15 protein-coding genes and 1 pseudogene are annotated in these 16722 nt (G+C 39.9%); 8 read left to right on the forward strand and 8 right to left on the reverse strand.

All coding sequences use genetic code 11. The annotated features are described in order from the left end of the window. The 5 genes and pseudogenes from ND6B_RS12880 to ND6B_RS12865 all read left to right on the forward strand — a co-directional run. Window positions 1–714 (forward strand): IS256 family transposase (locus ND6B_RS12880; protein ID WP_033102931.1); only part of this gene is annotated, 714 nt, incomplete at its 5' end. A gap of 331 nt (window positions 715–1045) precedes the next feature. Beyond that, window positions 1046–1444 (forward strand): hypothetical protein, encoded by a 399-nt coding sequence (locus ND6B_RS12875; RefSeq protein ID WP_152333074.1) that lies wholly within the window; start codon window positions 1046–1048, stop codon window positions 1442–1444. Between the two features lie 88 nt (window positions 1445–1532). After that, window positions 1533–1967 (forward strand): annotated as a pseudogene (gene tnpA, locus ND6B_RS19565) (IS200/IS605 family transposase). A 152-nt stretch (window positions 1968–2119) separates the two neighbouring features. Then, window positions 2120–2596, forward strand: coding sequence for a hypothetical protein (locus ND6B_RS12870; protein ID WP_033103054.1), 477 nt, complete (start codon window positions 2120–2122; stop codon window positions 2594–2596). A 156-nt stretch (window positions 2597–2752) separates the two neighbouring features. Beyond that, window positions 2753–2974 carry a hypothetical protein gene (locus ND6B_RS12865; protein WP_033103055.1) on the forward strand — a complete coding sequence of 74 codons (222 nt, stop codon included), beginning with the start codon at window positions 2753–2755 and terminating at the stop codon, window positions 2972–2974. 385 nt (window positions 2975–3359) lie between these two features. Here ND6B_RS12865 and ND6B_RS12855 read toward each other — a convergent pair whose 3' ends face one another. Together ND6B_RS12855 and ND6B_RS12850 are read right to left on the reverse strand one after the other, a co-directional pair. Beyond that, window positions 3360–4949 carry a tetratricopeptide repeat-containing sulfotransferase family protein gene (locus tag ND6B_RS12855; protein ID WP_033103057.1) on the reverse strand — a complete coding sequence of 530 codons (1590 nt, stop codon included), beginning with the start codon at window positions 4947–4949 and terminating at the stop codon, window positions 3360–3362. A 351-nt stretch (window positions 4950–5300) separates the two neighbouring features. Further along, entirely contained in the window at window positions 5301–7715 is a 2415-nt protein-coding gene (locus ND6B_RS12850) for a TonB-dependent receptor (RefSeq protein WP_033103058.1), read from the reverse strand. 370 nt (window positions 7716–8085) lie between these two features. On the opposite strand from ND6B_RS12850, the gene ND6B_RS12845 reads away from it, so the two are divergent. Further along, on the forward strand, window positions 8086–9180 hold the full coding sequence (locus ND6B_RS12845; protein WP_033103059.1) for an NADH:flavin oxidoreductase/NADH oxidase: 1095 nt from the start codon (window positions 8086–8088) through the stop codon (window positions 9178–9180). Between the two features lie 76 nt (window positions 9181–9256). On the opposite strand, the gene ND6B_RS12840 is transcribed toward ND6B_RS12845, so the two are convergent. From ND6B_RS12840 to ND6B_RS12830, 3 genes are all read right to left on the reverse strand, one after another. Continuing rightward, entirely contained in the window at window positions 9257–10123 is an 867-nt protein-coding gene (locus tag ND6B_RS12840; protein ID WP_033103060.1) for an EamA family transporter, read from the reverse strand. Window positions 10124–10316: 193 nt separating this feature from the next. Continuing rightward, window positions 10317–11318, reverse strand: a complete 1002-nt coding sequence (locus ND6B_RS12835) for a Gfo/Idh/MocA family protein (protein ID WP_033103061.1) — start codon at window positions 11316–11318, stop codon at window positions 10317–10319. A 37-nt stretch (window positions 11319–11355) separates the two neighbouring features. Beyond that, window positions 11356–12357, reverse strand: coding sequence for an AraC family transcriptional regulator ligand-binding domain-containing protein (locus ND6B_RS12830; RefSeq protein WP_033103062.1), 1002 nt, complete (start codon window positions 12355–12357; stop codon window positions 11356–11358). A gap of 89 nt (window positions 12358–12446) precedes the next feature. Here ND6B_RS12830 and ND6B_RS12825 point away from each other — a divergent pair, with 89 nt between their 5' ends. Beyond that, window positions 12447–14057, forward strand: coding sequence for a GMC family oxidoreductase (locus ND6B_RS12825; protein WP_033103093.1), 1611 nt, complete (start codon window positions 12447–12449; stop codon window positions 14055–14057). Here the strand turns inward: ND6B_RS12825 and ND6B_RS12820 are convergent. The 3 genes from ND6B_RS12820 to ND6B_RS12810 all read right to left on the reverse strand — a co-directional run bounded on the left by ND6B_RS12820 (window position 14054) and on the right by ND6B_RS12810 (window position 15755). Next, the gene (locus ND6B_RS12820) at window positions 14054–14863 is read right to left on the reverse strand and encodes a class I SAM-dependent methyltransferase (RefSeq protein ID WP_033103063.1); all 810 of its coding nucleotides are present in this window, start codon (window positions 14861–14863) and stop codon (window positions 14054–14056) included. The genes ND6B_RS12825 and ND6B_RS12820 overlap by 4 nt on opposite strands. Before the next feature lie 6 nt (window positions 14864–14869). Then, window positions 14870–15268: a hypothetical protein gene (locus ND6B_RS12815; RefSeq protein ID WP_016899605.1), complete on the reverse strand. Its 399-nt coding sequence runs from the start codon at window positions 15266–15268 to the stop codon at window positions 14870–14872. 67 nt (window positions 15269–15335) lie between these two features. Further along, window positions 15336–15755: a DUF3429 domain-containing protein gene (locus ND6B_RS12810; RefSeq protein ID WP_016899606.1), complete on the reverse strand. Its 420-nt coding sequence runs from the start codon at window positions 15753–15755 to the stop codon at window positions 15336–15338. A gap of 299 nt (window positions 15756–16054) precedes the next feature. On the opposite strand from ND6B_RS12810, the gene ahpC reads away from it, so the two are divergent. After that, window positions 16055–16624 carry an alkyl hydroperoxide reductase subunit C gene (gene ahpC, locus ND6B_RS12805; RefSeq protein ID WP_008115650.1) on the forward strand — a complete coding sequence of 190 codons (570 nt, stop codon included), beginning with the start codon at window positions 16055–16057 and terminating at the stop codon, window positions 16622–16624. The last annotated feature ends 98 nt before the right edge of the window (window positions 16625–16722 follow it).

Raw genomic sequence — 16722 nt, forward strand, 5'->3', positions numbered from 1 at the left:
ATTCATTATAAGATTAAAGAAAATGGGCGCTACGTGAGTAAGGCTATTTATACCGTACTAGGTGTCAATATCGAGGGCCGCAAAGAGTTACTTGGTTTATATATCTCTGAAAGTGAAGGGGCTAACTATTGGCTATCAGTATTAACAGATTTACATAATCGTGGTGTATCCGATATTTTAATTGCCTGTGTTGATGGACTAAAAGGCTTCCCTGAAGCAATAGCAACAATCTATCCTGACGCCGAAGTGCAGGAGTGCGTTATTCATCAAATTCGTAATTCGATGAAGTATGTTGCTTCAAAGCACCAAAAAGAGTTTATGGCTGACTTGAAACCCGTTTATAAGGCAGCCACTAAAGATGCAGCAGAAGCCGCTCTCGCCGAATTAGATGCCAAATGGGGCAAGTTATACCCTATCGTTATCGAGTCTTGGCGTCGTAAGTGGGGCAATCTGTCGGTTTACTTCAAGTATCCAGATTACGTGCGTAAAGCTATTTATACCACAAATGCAATTGAAGCTGTACATCGCCAGTTTAGACGACTCACCAAGACTAAGGGAGCATTCCCTAATGAAAACAGCTTGATGAAATTATTGTATGCAGGCATATTGAATGCCTCGAAGAAATGGACAATGCCAATCCATAATTGGAATCTGACATTGTCGCAATTGGCCATCCACTTCGAAGGTAGGTTAGATGGTGTGCTAGATATTTAGCAACTTAGGCTGACACAGAATTCTGAACGCCCTCGGTTTATTTGACGAAAGTGATATAAAAGTTAGAATAAATCCATTTAGTACTTTCTCTGTGGGGAATAAGCGTGAAGACTTTATTCATGTGTTTGCCCATATAATGCAAGGAAGAACAACAGAGCAAAAAGCGAACCTCTCACGAGCAATTGTTAGTAAGCTTGTTACCTTATTTCCTGAAATTTCGAACATTGCAATAAACATTAGTGATTTTGAAAAAGCGACATATTGCAATCGCACGATGCTTTAGCCAGCTATTATCTGCTATTTAACATAGTTTTGGATGTTTATAAAACGTATGAGTAACTCTCAATTACAAAAAATAATATCTCTTTATACTGCTTTTGTTTTTGTACCTACGTTATTGCTTTATTTGATTTATAGTATATTTGGTTGGGTTGTATTTTCAGTTACATTAAACCCTTTATTGGGCTATTTTTTGCTGGGTGGTGCATATGGTTTATGGTCACTACATTCATTAATAAAAACGATGAAAAAATTAACGGTATTAAAGCATCCTATTATTGTGATAGTTGGATTGTTATTAGGTTGTAGTTTTTGTCCTGTCGTTTTAACTACGACTGAATTTAGTACGATGAAACCGCAAGAATTTATTTTTATATATATTATTATTGCACCCTTTATAGCGACCTTTCATTTATTTTATTTTCAGCCCCTAAACCACCTACTTCAGTAGGTGGTTATCATCAAATAGGCTTTGCCTGTAAAAAGTACTCATGTTAATTCCTTAGTTGATTTTTAGCGAAGTCACAAAAGGAAAAAACATGAGTAGATACGAGAAAGCATCGCATGTGTATTGACGATGTCAATATCATATAGTTTGGACACCTAAGTATAGATTTAGGATCCTTAAAAATAAAATAGGTAGGGATGTCTACAGGTGCATTCAGGTTTATTGCGAACAGCTTGGGTGCAAAGTTGTTGAGCTGAATGTACAAATAGATCACGTACACTTAGTAGTAAAAGTGCCGCCAAAGCTGTCAATTTCAAAGTTAATGGGCGCATTGAAAGGTAAAATAGCGTTAAAAATGTTTAGTAAATATCCGTACTTAAGAAAGAACAAGCTATGGGGTAATCATTTTTGGCAGCGAGGATACTTTGTTGATACGGTAGGCATAAACGAAGAAATAATACGAAGATATGTCAGGCATCAGCAGAAGGAGGAGAGACAAGAGCAAGCTCAGTTAACTCTGGAGTAAACAACGCCCCCTTTTAGGGGGCTAATTCAAAGCCACCTTCTTTAGAAGGTGGATCTTTTACTTATATAAAAAACAGTCGACTAGCGCCTCATGAGCGATACTTTAACGAAACTATTTCTCAGTGGGCTTTATTAAACAAGGAGAACACAGGTATGGAACCAAATTACTCAGAATATTCAATTTCAGAGCTAGAAGAGTCATTACGTGCTATCGATCAAGAAGCGTATCCTGAAAGAACAAATGAACTAAAGAAAGAGTTAAATAATCGCCTTGAAAATCCAACAACGAGTCATGAAGTAGAGGATGGTTTTGAGGCGAATGAACAATTTTATAAATGTCCTAATTGTGAAGAAAAAATTGGATTTTTTTCTAAAGCGCTACAAAGTTGGAGCAAGATAAGAGAGTGCCCACAATGCAAAAAACCATTTGCAGTAACCTTTAATGTAAAAGTGTTTTTCGTTGCGCTTTTACCTATGGTTATTTTTAATTATTTTATGATAAAACCTGTTTTAGGATCACTGGGATTAAGTAAGTCCATTGGTTTGGGGATAGTTTGTGGTGTGTTAATTATTATATCAACCCGCTTGATCAGAGTTCGTGATGAAAATGACACTAAAAAAGAGGTTTAAGATAAATTTTGAAATGTTTTGTCTAGGTTTATACGTTTATAGAAAAGCGTTTTTTGTTGGGAGTATTTTAGTAAGTTCGTTCAGCGCTGCTGCACACCTTAGTAAACTTAACCACTAGTTGTACATTTAACTGAGCTATATTTTTAGGAGTAGTCTTTGAAGTACATAACTATATTTTTAGTTCTTTTACTGGTTGGTTGTAATAGTACTGATAAAACGGCAAATTCAAGTATTGTGTATACCAATACACAAACAGATTCACCTGCTAAATGGGTTGTGGGTTTACGGGCTTTAAAACTATGGCGATTTAAGCTTGCGTTATTAAATGGTAGGCTGGTTAAGGCTGAGTACGCTGGTACTCTTGAGTGGAGGTTATAATGTCTCTAGGTATGAGCATATCATGGAGATCTAAGCAACCTAAACAAAAGCGATGTGATAGGTGTGAACTGTATTATTCTGAGTTCTTGGATAAATGTACGCATTGTTCCGATTTAAACGAAGCACAATTACTTATGCTTAAGGCTAAACATCAAGAATCTCTTAAACACAATGCTAAGCTTGGTAAATACTTATTTATAGCTGCTGTAGTAATTGGTGCATTACTTTTTGTTAGTTTTTTATGGTAGCGTTGGATTTTTCCTTAAGTGGAGTAGGGTAAGTTAACAGAGAAAAAACCTCAAATACATTCAGCCTAAAAATTTATATCCATCCGGTAACTTTTAAATTAATCACACTGAACTATCCGTCCACGTAACATTTGTTGTTATTTAATTAAACCAATAACTCCTTCATTAACTAAATGAGTCTGCGCTTCATCTGTATGGGGCTTAAAATTCTTCCAGCGGCCTATGGCCTTGTTGTTAAGCGGTTGGCGCACTTGCATTTTGCTGGCGGTTGAAACCGGTGCGGTGTTTAAATGAAAATCAAGGCACTGTGGTTGCCAGTCTAAGTTGCAATAGCTCACTAACTCTTTTATCTTTTGCTCTGGTGCGGCTACAAGTTCTTCGTATTTTACTAGTTTAATATTGCTGTGCAGGGCGCTAAAGTGCTGTATTAGTTTATAAAAGCGGCTGTAAAATTTAGCTGTGTCGAGTAAGTCTAACGAGTAAGCATAATACGGGTTGTTAATGGTAAATAGCTGACGATAGTTACCAATGCAGGTGTCCATGGGGTCGCGAAGTAGACAAATTATTTTGGCGTTTGGCAGGGCTTTGGTAATTAAATCGATATAAAAAAAGTTAAACGGTAGTTTATCAATAAAGTGTTTATGGCTGCCGGTTACAACACGGGTTGCTTCAAGGTAAGTGCTGCCAAGTTTTGCAAAATCAAGCTGGTAAGCTTGGTTTAAGGTGTCTGTATCGAGTACTTGAGGCGTGGGTGTTTGGCTAAGTTTTTTTACACTTAGGCCAAAGTCTTGCAGTTCGCCCGCTGATTGTACGTCGCTATGGCTTGATAAAATGCGTTCAACTAATGTGGTGCCAGAGCGCGGCATGCCTAATACAAAAATTGGCTCACTGCTTTGGTTGCCAGCTGTTTTTTGGTTTTTGTATTTATCACTGAGCTGTTTAATATGTGCAAATAATGCCTCAGACGCTTGATTATCAAACGTCTTATTAGCGAGTTTTGCTGTTTTACCTTGTTGTAACGCGGCAAAGGCTGCTGAAAAGTCGCCTAGGTCTTGATATTCTTTTGCGAGCGCATGACCTATATGCAGTTTAGCGTCGGGATGATTGACCTGTTCAAATGCGTTTTTTAGTCGCGCTATGTGGTTATTTTGCTCAGTGACTTTAGTTAAATCAGCTAAAGCAAAATGACTTTGATGATGAAGCGGATTCAGTGCAATGGCATTTTCAAACGCGTGCTGCGCCTTTTCAAACTGGCCTAAAAACTTAGCGCATACTCCATAGTTATAATAAAACTGCGGTTGGCTGCTGTTACTCGCCGCAGCTAAACTTGACGCGCATTTAAAATAGTCAGCAGCATGCTGATGTAAACCCGCTTGGGTAAGCGCCACGCCTAATGTATCGGCATCAAGTGCTTTACTAATATGTTCAGGCTTAACGCCGAGGGCGGTGCTTTTCGCTTTTTGTAAATCGCCGGTAAGGGCGTAACACTTGGCAAGTTGCGCTGTATATTCAACAGACTTCGTAAAGCTTAATGCTTTTTCAATTAGCTTTATCGCTTTATAAATTTGACCAACCTGTAAATTAACCATAGCGAGCAAAAAGTAGCCATCAGCAAAGTCAGGCTGCAGTGTCACTAGCTCAACCAGTGCTTTATGCGCTTGCTGAATGTTGCCTTGGTTTAAGTTGTTTATAGCGCTTTGGTGTAGTTGCTTTAAGTTTGGCTGCATGAATACTCTTATAAATAATGTACTTACAAATAAAAAGGCTCAAAATTAATTTGAGCCTCTTGATTGTACTTAAACTTATCGTTGGGCCTGTTGACCTTTCAAGGTTAAATTTGCAGTAGTCTGTTTGGTATTTAGGCAAGGCAGAGCCTATGTAGTGTGGTTATTCCCCATAAATAGGTGATAACGCAGCATCAATGCCAAACAGGCGCTGCCCTTAAGGGTTCTGCCTAGGGGCAATTAACTCTTTGTTGCTCGGTTTTTACTTAGCCCACTAGGTTACAAACCTTGCGCCTCGATTAAATCGCCCCTAGTTTGAACAAATTTTAATCCATAAAGAACAGCAGGCCCTAATTATATTTCAAACTTATAGTTAAATTTAATGCCAACAGTAAGCGGGCGATTAATATAGTAACCATAGTTACGTTGTATGTCTGCGCCATTGGCTGTTGTAATATCCGCATCTGAGCGACGAACAGAGGTAACCGCATATTTATTAAATAGGTTATCTACATATAAAGTAGTCGACCACGCATCGGCGGTTAATTTAGCTGAAATATTACTTAAGCTATAACCTGGGAGTGCTTCACCGTTGTCACGTAGGCCTACTTTTGAAATTACATCACTTTGTGCGGTTAAACCATAGTTAATATCAAGGGTTTTATCATTTAAAACTTCTGTTTGGTAGTTAATACCCATAGAGAACTGGTGCTCAGGTGAGCCCGGTAAACGGTCGCCATCTTTTGCGTCATCAGTGCCATCGGCATTAAATAAATACGGAGCGTCTGAGGTTAGTTCTGCTTTTGTATAGGCATAAGTTGCATAGGCTGTAAATGAGTCTGATAAAATTGCACGCGTGGCAATTTCAATCCCTTTCGCATTTGCGCTACCAGCATTTGATAAGTAAGGTAATTGGCCTACTGTTGTTGCACCGGCAATTTGTGCGTTATCCCAATCTACATTGAATAGCGCAGCATTAAAGTGTAATTGGCTTCTAAACCATGTACTTTTAAAGCCTAGCTCATAGTTAGTTGTGGTATCTGCTTCATACAGCATTTCATCAGGTGTACCGCAGCCTGTTTGTTGATCCTCAGGTAAGGGCACAGGACAAGGGACTAGGCCATTTGAGCCGCCAATTCTAAAGCCTTCGCTAACAGTGGCGTATCCCATTACAGTATCAGTAAACTGATACTTAGCATTAAATTTAAATAGATTACCGTTGTCACCTGCTTTATTTTCTTCAAAATTAATTGAGATTGCATCAGGAGCAGCACCTTCATACAAGGTATTTGCTAATGGGAAATCAAAAGCCGCTTTTGATTCTACGTCGTATTCGTAAAAACGCGCGCCAATGGTAATGTCGAGTTTATCGGTTACCTGGTAACCCACTTCACCAAAAAGTGCAGACTCAGTGACTTTGCTGCCAGTAATTTCTAAATACTCTAAAGAGTCAGGTCTAAGTTGTGCGCCATCGAAATTATCAACCGCGAACTGATCAAAGCCTGGTGTGTACTCTCTGCTTGATGCATCGGTGTCGGTTTTGTTGTAAAAACCACCAACAATCCAGCTTAAATCGCTATCGCTTTGTGAGACTAAACGCAGTTCTTGGGTAAACGTATCTTTTTCGTCAATTTCACGGGTATAGGCTGAAAACGAGGGAAACTCTTCGTAGCCATAGTCTAAGCGAATTAAAAGATCAGTTTGGTCGCGTTGACCATCGGCGTCAAACTGTGAAATACCGGTAGCTGATACTAGCTCGGCAAAACCTAAGTCGGCTTTAAGTTCAAGGCTCAGTAATTGGTCTTCTTTTATTCGTGGCTCTTCATAACGGTACGCTGACTCGTATTTGCCAATGCGATCACTTAAGCCATTGTTAGCATTAAGGCTGTTGTGATGAACAATAGAACGACCCTCAGTATCTTGCTTTTGATAGAAGTAGTTTAATGTACCTTCGAATGACTCATTTACTTTGTAACGCAATGAAATACGCCCAGTTGTGGTTGTTTCACCGTTGGCGTCTTTTACATTTTTAAGATTGCTGTTGACTGCATCAAGGTTTGTCCAATCAGGGTCGGTAATCGATACACCTGGTTCACGAACTGTGTAGGCGTAGTCAATAAACCCTGGGTCTTCATAAATATTTAAGCTGGTACGAACAGCCAGTTTGTCTTCAATTAATGGTAAATTGAAGATAAAGCCCGCTTCACCACCGATTGAATCACTTTCTTGAGTTTGAAAAACATCACCAAATACTTCACCTGATATGAAATCAAGCTCTGGCTCTTTAAGCATGTAGCGAATAGCACCACCAAGTGTGCCAGCCCCATATAATGTGCCTTGCGGCCCAATAAGCACTTCCACACGCTCTACATCAACTAAACGCATATCAACTGAGACAGGAATTTCATTAATATAAGTGGCAACAGTGCCACCGTCTGATGAAGGCCCTGATGAATTAGTATTTAAACCACGGACTATAATAGGTGAACCGGCACGGCCACCTTGATCTGTAATTGTTAAGCCCGGTACCCAACGTGCTACATCGGCCAGCTCACTGATGTTTTGATCTTTCATTACATCAGCATCGAGCGCGGTAATGTTAAGAGGCGCAGCTTGAATTGAGCCACTTCGGCGCGTTGCTGTAACCTCAATAACTTCAAGCGATTTGTTCTTTTCAATAACTTGCTCTTGAGCCACTGCATTACTGCTAAATAATACACCGCTCAGTGCGCTTGATACAGCCAAGGTTAACAGGCTTGGTTTAAACATAAAAAGTGATCCTAGTTCAATAAAATGTGTTTATAAATGAGCGCTAATAGTATAAGGGTGTTTTAGTGATGGAAATAAAAAATGAATTTTAATTCACTTTTTTAGAATAAAAATATAAAAGTGAGTTTGAGTGTTTCGCGCTGTATATTAAATAAACAAAGGCGTTGCTTTAAAATCAACCAAAATATTAATTGTGCTTAATAGAGATAAAAACTGGATAATGAATAGTTTAAAACGTCATTACTTATATTTTTATAAACACTATAAAAATGAATATTCCCCCCCATAACCTTTATAAATACACGTTTAATTATTGATAACAACAGCACAGTTTAGCTGTGGCTGTGAGTCAGTTATATGAGGATTTATAATGTCAAAGCTGTTTTCACCATTGTCACTTGGTAAATTAAGCCTAGAGAATAGAATTATTATTGCACCCATGTGCCAGTACTCGGCCAACAATGGGGCTGCAAGTGACTGGCATACCATTCATTTAGGGCAATTGAGTTTAAGTGGAGCGGGTTTACTTATTTTAGAAGCGACGGCCGTTAATCCCGGAGGGCGAATTAGTTACGCCGATTTAGGATTATGGGATGATACAACCCAAGCTGCATTAGCAAAAAGTTTAACGGCTGTAAGACAATACAGCCCAATGCCTATTGGTATTCAATTAGCCCATGCAGGTCGTAAAGCGTCAACCGATAAACCATGGGATGGCGGTGGGGTACTTATGCCCGATCACCTCAATGGTTGGCAAACGGTTGCGCCATCAGCCATTGCCTATGATGAAAACAGCCCCATTCCCAAAGCGATGAACCAAGATGATATAGATTCGCTCATAAGTGACTTTGTTAATGCGGCAAAGCGCGCTGACGAGTTGGGCCTTGATTTAATTGAAATACATGGCGCACACGGTTATTTGCTACACCAGTTTTTATCGCCGCTGGCAAACAAACGTGATGATCAATACGGTGGTAGCCTAGAAAATAGAATGCGATTATTACTCGACGTATTTAAAGCTGTAAGAACGGCATTTCCAAGCAATAAAGCGGTGGGTGTACGTATTTCAGCAACCGATTGGGTTGATGGTGGTTGGGATTTACCGCAATCAATTGAACTGGCAAAAGCGCTTGACGCGTTAGGGTGTGACTTTATTCATGTAAGCACTGCGGGTTTAAGCCCTGAGCAAGATATACCTGTTGCTAAGAATTTTCAGGTGCCGTTTGCAACCGCCATTAAACAGGTTGTGAATATGCCAGTGATAGCGGTGGGTTTAATTACCGAGGCGCAGCAAGCTGAAAGTATTCTCAGTGATGAACGTGCTGATGGTGTCGCTTTAGCGCGGGGTATTTTATATAACCCACATTGGCCTTGGCATGCTGCGGCCGAGTTGGGCGCGCAAGTACAAGCACCAAAGCAATATTTGCGCTCAAGCCCACATGGCAAGCCATCCCCTATAAAATAGTGAATGACTTAACTACAAAACCCAAGCAAATAGCGTGGGTTTTGTGTGTCTCGGTAGCTTAATATTTAATTAAATATTAAGCAGCGGGCTGCTTTTTACTGTTTGATGCTGAGCTGCCAACCGAGGCAATAATAACTAATAAAATAGCAAGCCACTGCCAAATGCTAAGTAGTTCACCTAAAATAACTAAGCCAGCGAGTGCTGCAATAGCGGGTTCAAGGCTCATCATAATGCTAAACCCTTGCGGCGACATATTCCGCAATGTGATCATTTCTAAAGTGTAAGGTAGGGCACTTGAAAGTACCGCAATAGCAATACCTAACGGAATAATATCCCAAGTAAATGCGGCACTTTGTGATATGCCTCCATAAGGTACAAGCACAATAGCTGAAATGGTCATGCCCATCGCTACCGTTGCGCCACCAGAGCTTTGGCTGCCGGTTTTTTTACCAAATAAAATATAACCTGCCCAACACGCACCCGCTGCAAGGGCTAAAATGACGCCAATTGGGTCTAAACTTTCTTGGCCTTTCATATCGGGTAGCAGTAATAATATTCCGGTTATTGCGCAAGCAACCCAAAATAAATCACGCTTTCGTCTTGATGAAAATAACGCAACGGCAAGTGGCCCGGTAAATTCAAGCGCAACACCAATACCCAGTGGAATACGTTCAATGGCGTAATAAAATAGAATATTCATGCCGCCTAGGCTCAAACCATAAATTAAGATGGGTAAACGCTGGCTTGCAACCGGAAAGTGTCTCCAAGGTTTAAAAATTAAACAAAGAATAGCGGCAGAAAAACCTAAACGTAAGGCCGTTGTGCCCTCAGGGCCAACAATAGGGAAAAGCTGCTTAGCCAGTGAAGCCCCAGACTGAATAGTGATCATTGCAAGCAATATGCATAAAATAGCCAGTAATAGCTCTTTGGTTGATTTTTGCATGGTCGTCCTTAAATATTGCCATTTTATTGCGGCGCATATTACCTGCTTTTACCTACGCAGGTAAATGTAAATTAACGTTTTACATGGAGTCCCCAGTGATGAGAGGCTATCACTGGGCTGAATGAAAAATAAGCGTTACTCTTTTTTAAGATTGAGGTGGCGGGTAATGAGGGCTGACTGATTGAGTAAAAATTTATAGTTTAGCTTTACTATCTGCAGGGTATATAACGCCTAATTGTGCGCGGGCGGTATCGAGTACCGTCATCACATCGCGTGAAAGCTGGTGGTTGTTAATATGTGACTCTAATGTGTTTTGCTCAATCATTTCAATAAAGTGCGCCACTTCATACTTCATAAAATGCTCATCAAAATCTGTACTTATTGTTTCTTTTTGGCCATTATTAGCGATGAATTCCACTTTTTTAAGTTGCGATACAGCTTCAATACGAATACGGCCTAACTCACCTTGTATTTCGGTGATGTTCTCGCCTTGCGATATTTTTGAATAACTAATTACCGCTTGTTTATCTGCATAATTTAAAAGTACATCGCCGGCACCATCAACACCGGTTTCTAGTAATACGCCACTGGCGTGCACACTGTTTGGTGCGCCCCACAGTGCTATAAGTATATAAAGCGGGTAAATACCCAAGTCTACTAATGCGCCGTTAGCAAATTCAGGTAAAAAGGTATTAGGGCGCTCGCCGTTTTTGAGCTTATCGTAACGTGACGAGTATTGGCTAAATTGACCAATAAATTTACGCGGTGTACCGATTCTTTTTAATGCGTTTTTTAAAACAGCAAAGTTAGGTAAATGCGTTGTCATCATCGCTTCCATGTACAAACGTTGATGTTTTTGAGCAGCCGTTAAAATAGCAGTAAGCTCATGACTATTTGCTGCTGAGGGTTTTTCGCCAAGTACGTGTTTGCCCGCAGCTAAACATTGCACAGCATAGTCTTTATGCAGGCTATTTGGTGCGGCAATATATACTGCCTCTACAAGCTCGTCTTGGCAAACAGCGTCAATGGAGGTAAATATTTTTGCTTGAGAATGAGTGGGGTGATTAGCTAAAAATCGCTCAGCGCTACTTTCTGCCCGAGAACACACACCGTATAAATTAAAATTACTCAGAGTACTTGCCGCATCAAGTAGGGTGTCGCTAATAAAATTGGTACCTACAATCACAAAATTCATGTTTAGCCTTTTTATGTATTTTACACAGCTTTGCAGTTTAACAATATTTTGCTCTAAATGCGCGGGCAGAGCAGTTAAACCAGCGTTTTACACTGGCACTTAATGTGGCTTGTTCTTGATAACCTAACAGCTCGGAAATATGTGAAATAGAAAATTGGTTTTGCATTAAATAGTGTTCACATAATGCGCGGCGAGTGGCATCTTTTAGTTTTACAAAGCTGGTGTTATGTTTTTTAAGTTCACGATGTAAGGTGCGAGGATGCATATTAAGTGCCGTTGCTATCGTTTGGTTTGAGCATTGAAAAAGGGGCAGCATGGGTCGAATAAGTGCACTTACTTGCGAAGGTAACGACTGAGTATGCGCATTATTAGCGGCTAAAAAGTTTAATGCAGCTTGTACTTTGTGTTGATCAGAAACATTAAGTGGCAATAATAAATCGTTTTTGGCGATTAAAATACCGGCGCTGTTTCTGTGTTCAATAACGTTGCAGCCAAAGTGCTGATGGTAAGCGCGCAGATTTGCATCAAGCTTTTGCGGTAAAAATACCTTAATGGGTTTACATTGATTTTGGCTCACTTTTTTTAAGGTAGCGAGCGCCAGTGCAATTGTTAATTCAATAACTTGATTTATAACAGGTAAAGGCTTGAGTTTTATTTCGAATGATAAAAATATATTTTGGTCATCTTCAAGTGTATGCGTGGTTAAATTAAGTGCGGGTGTATGTAAGTGCAGGTATTTAATTACCCATGTAAGCGCTTCACCTAAATCAGTTCCACTTTTAGCGGCGATAGCGATATGCCCTAAAATATCAAAACTTTGTTTGCTAGCGAGTTTAAGACCAAAACTTGGGCAGTTTAAGCTATGAGCGCAGTATTCTAAAAGTTCGGCATAATGGCGATAAGTTAAGCTTTGGGTTTCAAGGGAGTTTAACGTTACCTCAATGGCGCAATGGCGCATAATGCTTGCTGTATCACCACCTAGTTCGGTAATTAATGTATCAATTCCCTGTAAAGAAGTGGCTTTAATTAGGCTGCTCATAACAATTGCACTAGTGAAGAGGTGTCTAAAAATATCAAGTTTTTAGTAGATAATCCATGCAAAGTAGTTTTTTTAATGGGAGATATTTTATGCATACCACCTCATTTGATTACATTGTGATTGGCGCAGGCAGTGCTGGCTGTGTTGTTGCCTCGCGATTATCTGAAAATAAAAATGTGAGTGTGTGTTTAATTGAAGCCGGCGGCCGTGACCAAAGTGCCATGGTGCAAATGCCTGCGGGAGTTGCAGCTAGTGTGCCTTATGGCATTAATAGCTGGCATTACAACACGGTGCCACAAAAAGAGCTTAATAACCGCTGTGGGTTTATGCCCAGAGGTAAAGTGCTTGGTGGTTCAAGTTCAATCAATGCCATGGTGTACATTAGGGGGAATAAAAAAGACTACGACAACTGGGCCGCTATGGGAAATACCGGCTGGGATTATACCAGTTTGCTGCCTTATTTTATCAAAGCTGAAAACAACAAAACCTTTATCAATAGCCCATATCATGGTGTAAATGGCCCCTTACATGTGCAAGAGCTAAGTTTACCAAGCCCAGTTAATCAGCTGTTTTTAAAAGCATGCCAAGAGCAAGGCGTAGCCCTTAATGACGATATTAATGCGCAGCAACAGCTAGGTGCGCGGTTATCGCAGGTCACTCAACATAAAGGGGAGCGTTGCAGTGCGGCAAAAGCGTACTTAACACCTAATTTAGCTCGTAAAAACTTAACCGTGCTCACTGATGCGCAGGTGCATAAAATTAATTTTTGCGGGAAATCTGCAACTGGTGTAACAGTTGCAGTTAATAATAAAAGCTATGTGCTAAATGCCCATAAAGAAGTTATTTTAAGTGCCGGTGCGATTAACTCCCCCCAACTTTTAATGTTATCGGGAGTGGGGCCTGCAGATCATTTAAAGCAGCATAACATTGAGCTTGTAACGCCATTAGAAGGTGTAGGCAGTAATTTGCACGATCACTTAACCGTTGTGCCATTATACAAAGCAAAATATTCGCAAGGCACATTTGGAATAAGTGCCAGCGGTGCGTTTAATATTGCAAAAGGATGCGTTGATTGGTTTGCCAAACGCGAAGGAAAGCTAACCAGTAACTTTGCCGAGTCGCATGCGTTTGTAAACTTATTTACAGATTCTATTGTGCCCGATGTGCAACTTGAATTTGTTATTGGGCTGGTGGACGAGCACAGCCGTAAACTGCATTATGGCCATGGATACAGTATTCATAGCAGCATAATGCACCCTAAAAGCCGCGGCACTATTCGTTTAGCGGATGCCAACCCTTTAAGTGCGCCACTCATTGATCCTAATTATTTAAGCCACCCCGATGATTTACAGGTTATGCTACTTGGGCTTAAAAAAACATTGAGCATAATGCAAAGCAAAGCGTTTGATACTATTCGTGCAGATATGGTGTATCCGCTTGATATTAATGATGATGCGCAGCTTATTGAGTTTATTAGGCAAACAGCCGATACAGAATATCACCCCGTAGGAACCTGCAAAATGGGCCAAGACGATATGGCTGTGGTTGATAGCGAATTACGTGTTCACGGTGTGCAAAATTTACGGGTGGTAGACGCCTCTATTATGCCAAGTATTATTACCGGAAATACCAATGCTGGGGTAATAGCAATTGCAGAAAAAGCAGCTGACTTAATAAAGCAAGCTACACTTTGTGACTAACTTGACTTATAAAACGCTGTTAACCATTGCTGCCAGTCTTGCTCTAGTTTGAGCATTTGCTGGTGCTTTTTAGCGGAAAAATGTTTGTTTTTATCTTCATCCGCTAAAAACGGCCCCACACGACAAAGCGGGCAATAATCATCAGTTAGATAATTAGGGGTTGTTAACATATCACTTAGTTCGGGTAGTGTATTTTCACTAAATACATAAGTAATACCGCTGGTGTCTTTGACGTGTTTGTCACGGTCGACATTGCGAATTTTATAGCCATCAAAGCGACTGATATCGAATAGCATTTGTCCTTGGTATGCCGCGTTTAAATGGGTATTTAAACTCCCCTCAATATTCCACTCACGATACGGTTTAACATCTTTTGAGGTTATATAGCATAACCCAGGGCCTTGTGGGTTCAAGGCAAACTCATTGGCATATTTTATAAATTGATGCAGTAACGCACGGTTAAGCACGTTCATGCTGTTATTACGTGTATTTTTCTCAAATGCGTCGCGACCAATAAACGCAGGAATAAGTGGAAATTGAAAAATCACTACATCAAAGCTGTTTAGGTGCTCGGCTAGTTGTTGCCAACATTGTGTGTTGGTGACATCAAATTCATTAAGCACATCAATTTTATGTGCTTTAAGTGAGGCAAGCGCGTTATCGGGGTATTTTTCTGTAAGAGTTGCAGCTGCATCATAGGTTGAGGCAACTAACTTTTGCGGTTTAATGTGGTTGTAAAGCGCGTTTGAAAACGATAAGTCGCCATCACCTACCGTGAGTATGTTCCAATTTGGGTTTAAATACATATTAAATTATATGTTTTTATTAGTAACAGGCGATGTGCCAGGATGCGGTGTATTAATCAGCTGTTGATGCAACCTATACATAGCTAAACGCGTTTTTAACCCTTCAATGGCAACTTGTTTAAGAATTAAGTTAAAGGTAATCAAAATAGCAAACACAATATGAATAGGGCCATGAGTAAAACCGGCTTGAGGGTCGTAAATGGCTAAGCCAAATAAAACAAACAACACCACCATAAATATTTCAATGAGCTGATTTGAATAAAAAGAAAGACGCCCCTCACTTTTATGATCTTTTTTTATGCTAATAGCGCAAAAAAACGGGATCACTTTAATTTTAAAAGCCGCGTTTTTTTCTACAAAATTCTCACCAAGGTCAGTAAGCTGTTGGCGTAATTGGTCTATCATGGTGTGTCCTCTCAATACAGTGCGCGGATGTTACCCTATTACAGACCAATGGTTAAGCCATGGCGTGTTATTTAGGGTAAATACTCATACCAATAATTAAGATATGACACACAAATACCACTGATGTGAGCACAAAACGCATTTTTTGATAATCTTTATGATAACCCTGCCACTGTATTGTGGCCTTTTCAAAAATCAGTACTAACCAAAAACTCGCGCCTAACCAAGCAAGCATCCACTCAATCGGTAAGAATGATAGAAACGGAATAGGAATAACCGGTAGCACTGCTTTAATCGCATCGGCAAAGCTTTGTTGGCCTGCATGCCATAAATTACCCGCCATAAACGCTAAAATAGCAATGCTGTAAAAACTAAAAAACTCTAAATTTACACTGTTACTGCCAACCATGAGCGGCCAGCCCACACAGCCTAAAAATGGCAATAAGCCTAAATAGCCTAGTTGAATGTGATTGACGAATTTTTCCATAAATGAAATGCCTTTGAAGGTTGTGTAATGTAAACCACGTTATTGTAGCAAGGATGTGCAGCGTAATCTTATTAAAATCTATATAGCGCAACTGACTATGAGTGGTAGTTGAGTTACAACTGCTTTAACGCTTAAAAGTAAGCAGTAGATCACTCCTTGGATTTGCAATCTTAAAAATCGATTGTTTTAATCTAAACAATCAATTTTATTTAATTTCTCAATGGCCTTATTGTATTAATCAAGCCAACGCATACAGCGTTAACTTTTTATAAATACACTAAACATAAATGAGGAATACTATGAGCACTTCATTGATTAACACAAAATTACAACCTTTCAATGCAACAGCTTACCACAATGGTGACTTTGTAGAACTCACTGAAAAAGACGTATTAGGTAAGTGGTCTATCTTTTTCTTTTACCCAGCTGACTTTACATTTGTATGCCCTACAGAGCTAGGTGACCTTGCAGATCATTACGCACAGTTACAAGAAATGGGCGTTGAAGTTTATTCAGTATCAACTGATACACACTTTACGCACAAAGCATGGCATGACACGTCAGACACAATCGGTAAAATTACTTACCCAATGATTGGTGACCCAACAGGGCGCATTACACGCAACTTTGGTGTAATGATTGAAGATGACGGTTTAGCACTTCGCGGTACATTTGTAATGAACCCTGAAGGCGAAATTAAAGTTGTTGAAACACATGATTTAGGCATTGGTCGTAGTGCTAAAGAGTTAGTTCGTAAAGTACAAGCAGCGCAATACATTGCAACACATGATGGCGAAGTTTGTCCTGCATCTTGGCAGCCAGGTGAAGACACATTAGCACCTTCACTAGACCTAGTTGGTAAGATTTAAACCTTACCACTATCTAAATTTAGAGTAGAACATGACTCTAATACCAGTGAGCCTGTATAGGTTCACTGGGCACTCTCCCACGCCATCACACGTTTCTA

Origin of the sequence: Pseudoalteromonas sp. ND6B, assembly GCF_000764215.1 — a bacterium.
Lineage (GTDB): Bacteria > Pseudomonadota > Gammaproteobacteria > Enterobacterales > Alteromonadaceae > Pseudoalteromonas > Pseudoalteromonas tetraodonis.

Excerpts from the sequence above, each read along its gene's own strand:
- ND6B_RS12830 (WP_033103062.1), bottom strand. The coding sequence starts at position 12,357 with ATGAGCAGCCTAATTAAAGCCACTTCTTTACAGGGAATTGATACATTA.
- ND6B_RS12820 (WP_033103063.1), bottom strand. The coding sequence starts at position 14,863 with ATGTATTTAAACCCAAATTGGAACATACTCACGGTAGGTGATGGCGAC.
- ND6B_RS12875 (WP_152333074.1), top strand. The coding sequence starts at position 1,046 with ATGAGTAACTCTCAATTACAAAAAATAATATCTCTTTATACTGCTTTT.
- ahpC (WP_008115650.1), top strand. The coding sequence starts at position 16,055 with ATGAGCACTTCATTGATTAACACAAAATTACAACCTTTCAATGCAACA.
- ND6B_RS12870 (WP_033103054.1), top strand. The coding sequence starts at position 2,120 with ATGGAACCAAATTACTCAGAATATTCAATTTCAGAGCTAGAAGAGTCA.
- ND6B_RS12815 (WP_016899605.1), bottom strand. The coding sequence starts at position 15,268 with ATGATAGACCAATTACGCCAACAGCTTACTGACCTTGGTGAGAATTTT.
- ND6B_RS12855 (WP_033103057.1), bottom strand. The coding sequence starts at position 4,949 with ATGCAGCCAAACTTAAAGCAACTACACCAAAGCGCTATAAACAACTTA.
- ND6B_RS12840 (WP_033103060.1), bottom strand. The coding sequence starts at position 10,123 with ATGCAAAAATCAACCAAAGAGCTATTACTGGCTATTTTATGCATATTG.
- ND6B_RS12850 (WP_033103058.1), bottom strand. The coding sequence starts at position 7,715 with ATGTTTAAACCAAGCCTGTTAACCTTGGCTGTATCAAGCGCACTGAGC.
- ND6B_RS12845 (WP_033103059.1), top strand. The coding sequence starts at position 8,086 with ATGTCAAAGCTGTTTTCACCATTGTCACTTGGTAAATTAAGCCTAGAG.
- ND6B_RS12835 (WP_033103061.1), bottom strand. The coding sequence starts at position 11,318 with ATGAATTTTGTGATTGTAGGTACCAATTTTATTAGCGACACCCTACTT.
- ND6B_RS12825 (WP_033103093.1), top strand. The coding sequence starts at position 12,447 with ATGCATACCACCTCATTTGATTACATTGTGATTGGCGCAGGCAGTGCT.
- ND6B_RS12810 (WP_016899606.1), bottom strand. The coding sequence starts at position 15,755 with ATGGAAAAATTCGTCAATCACATTCAACTAGGCTATTTAGGCTTATTG.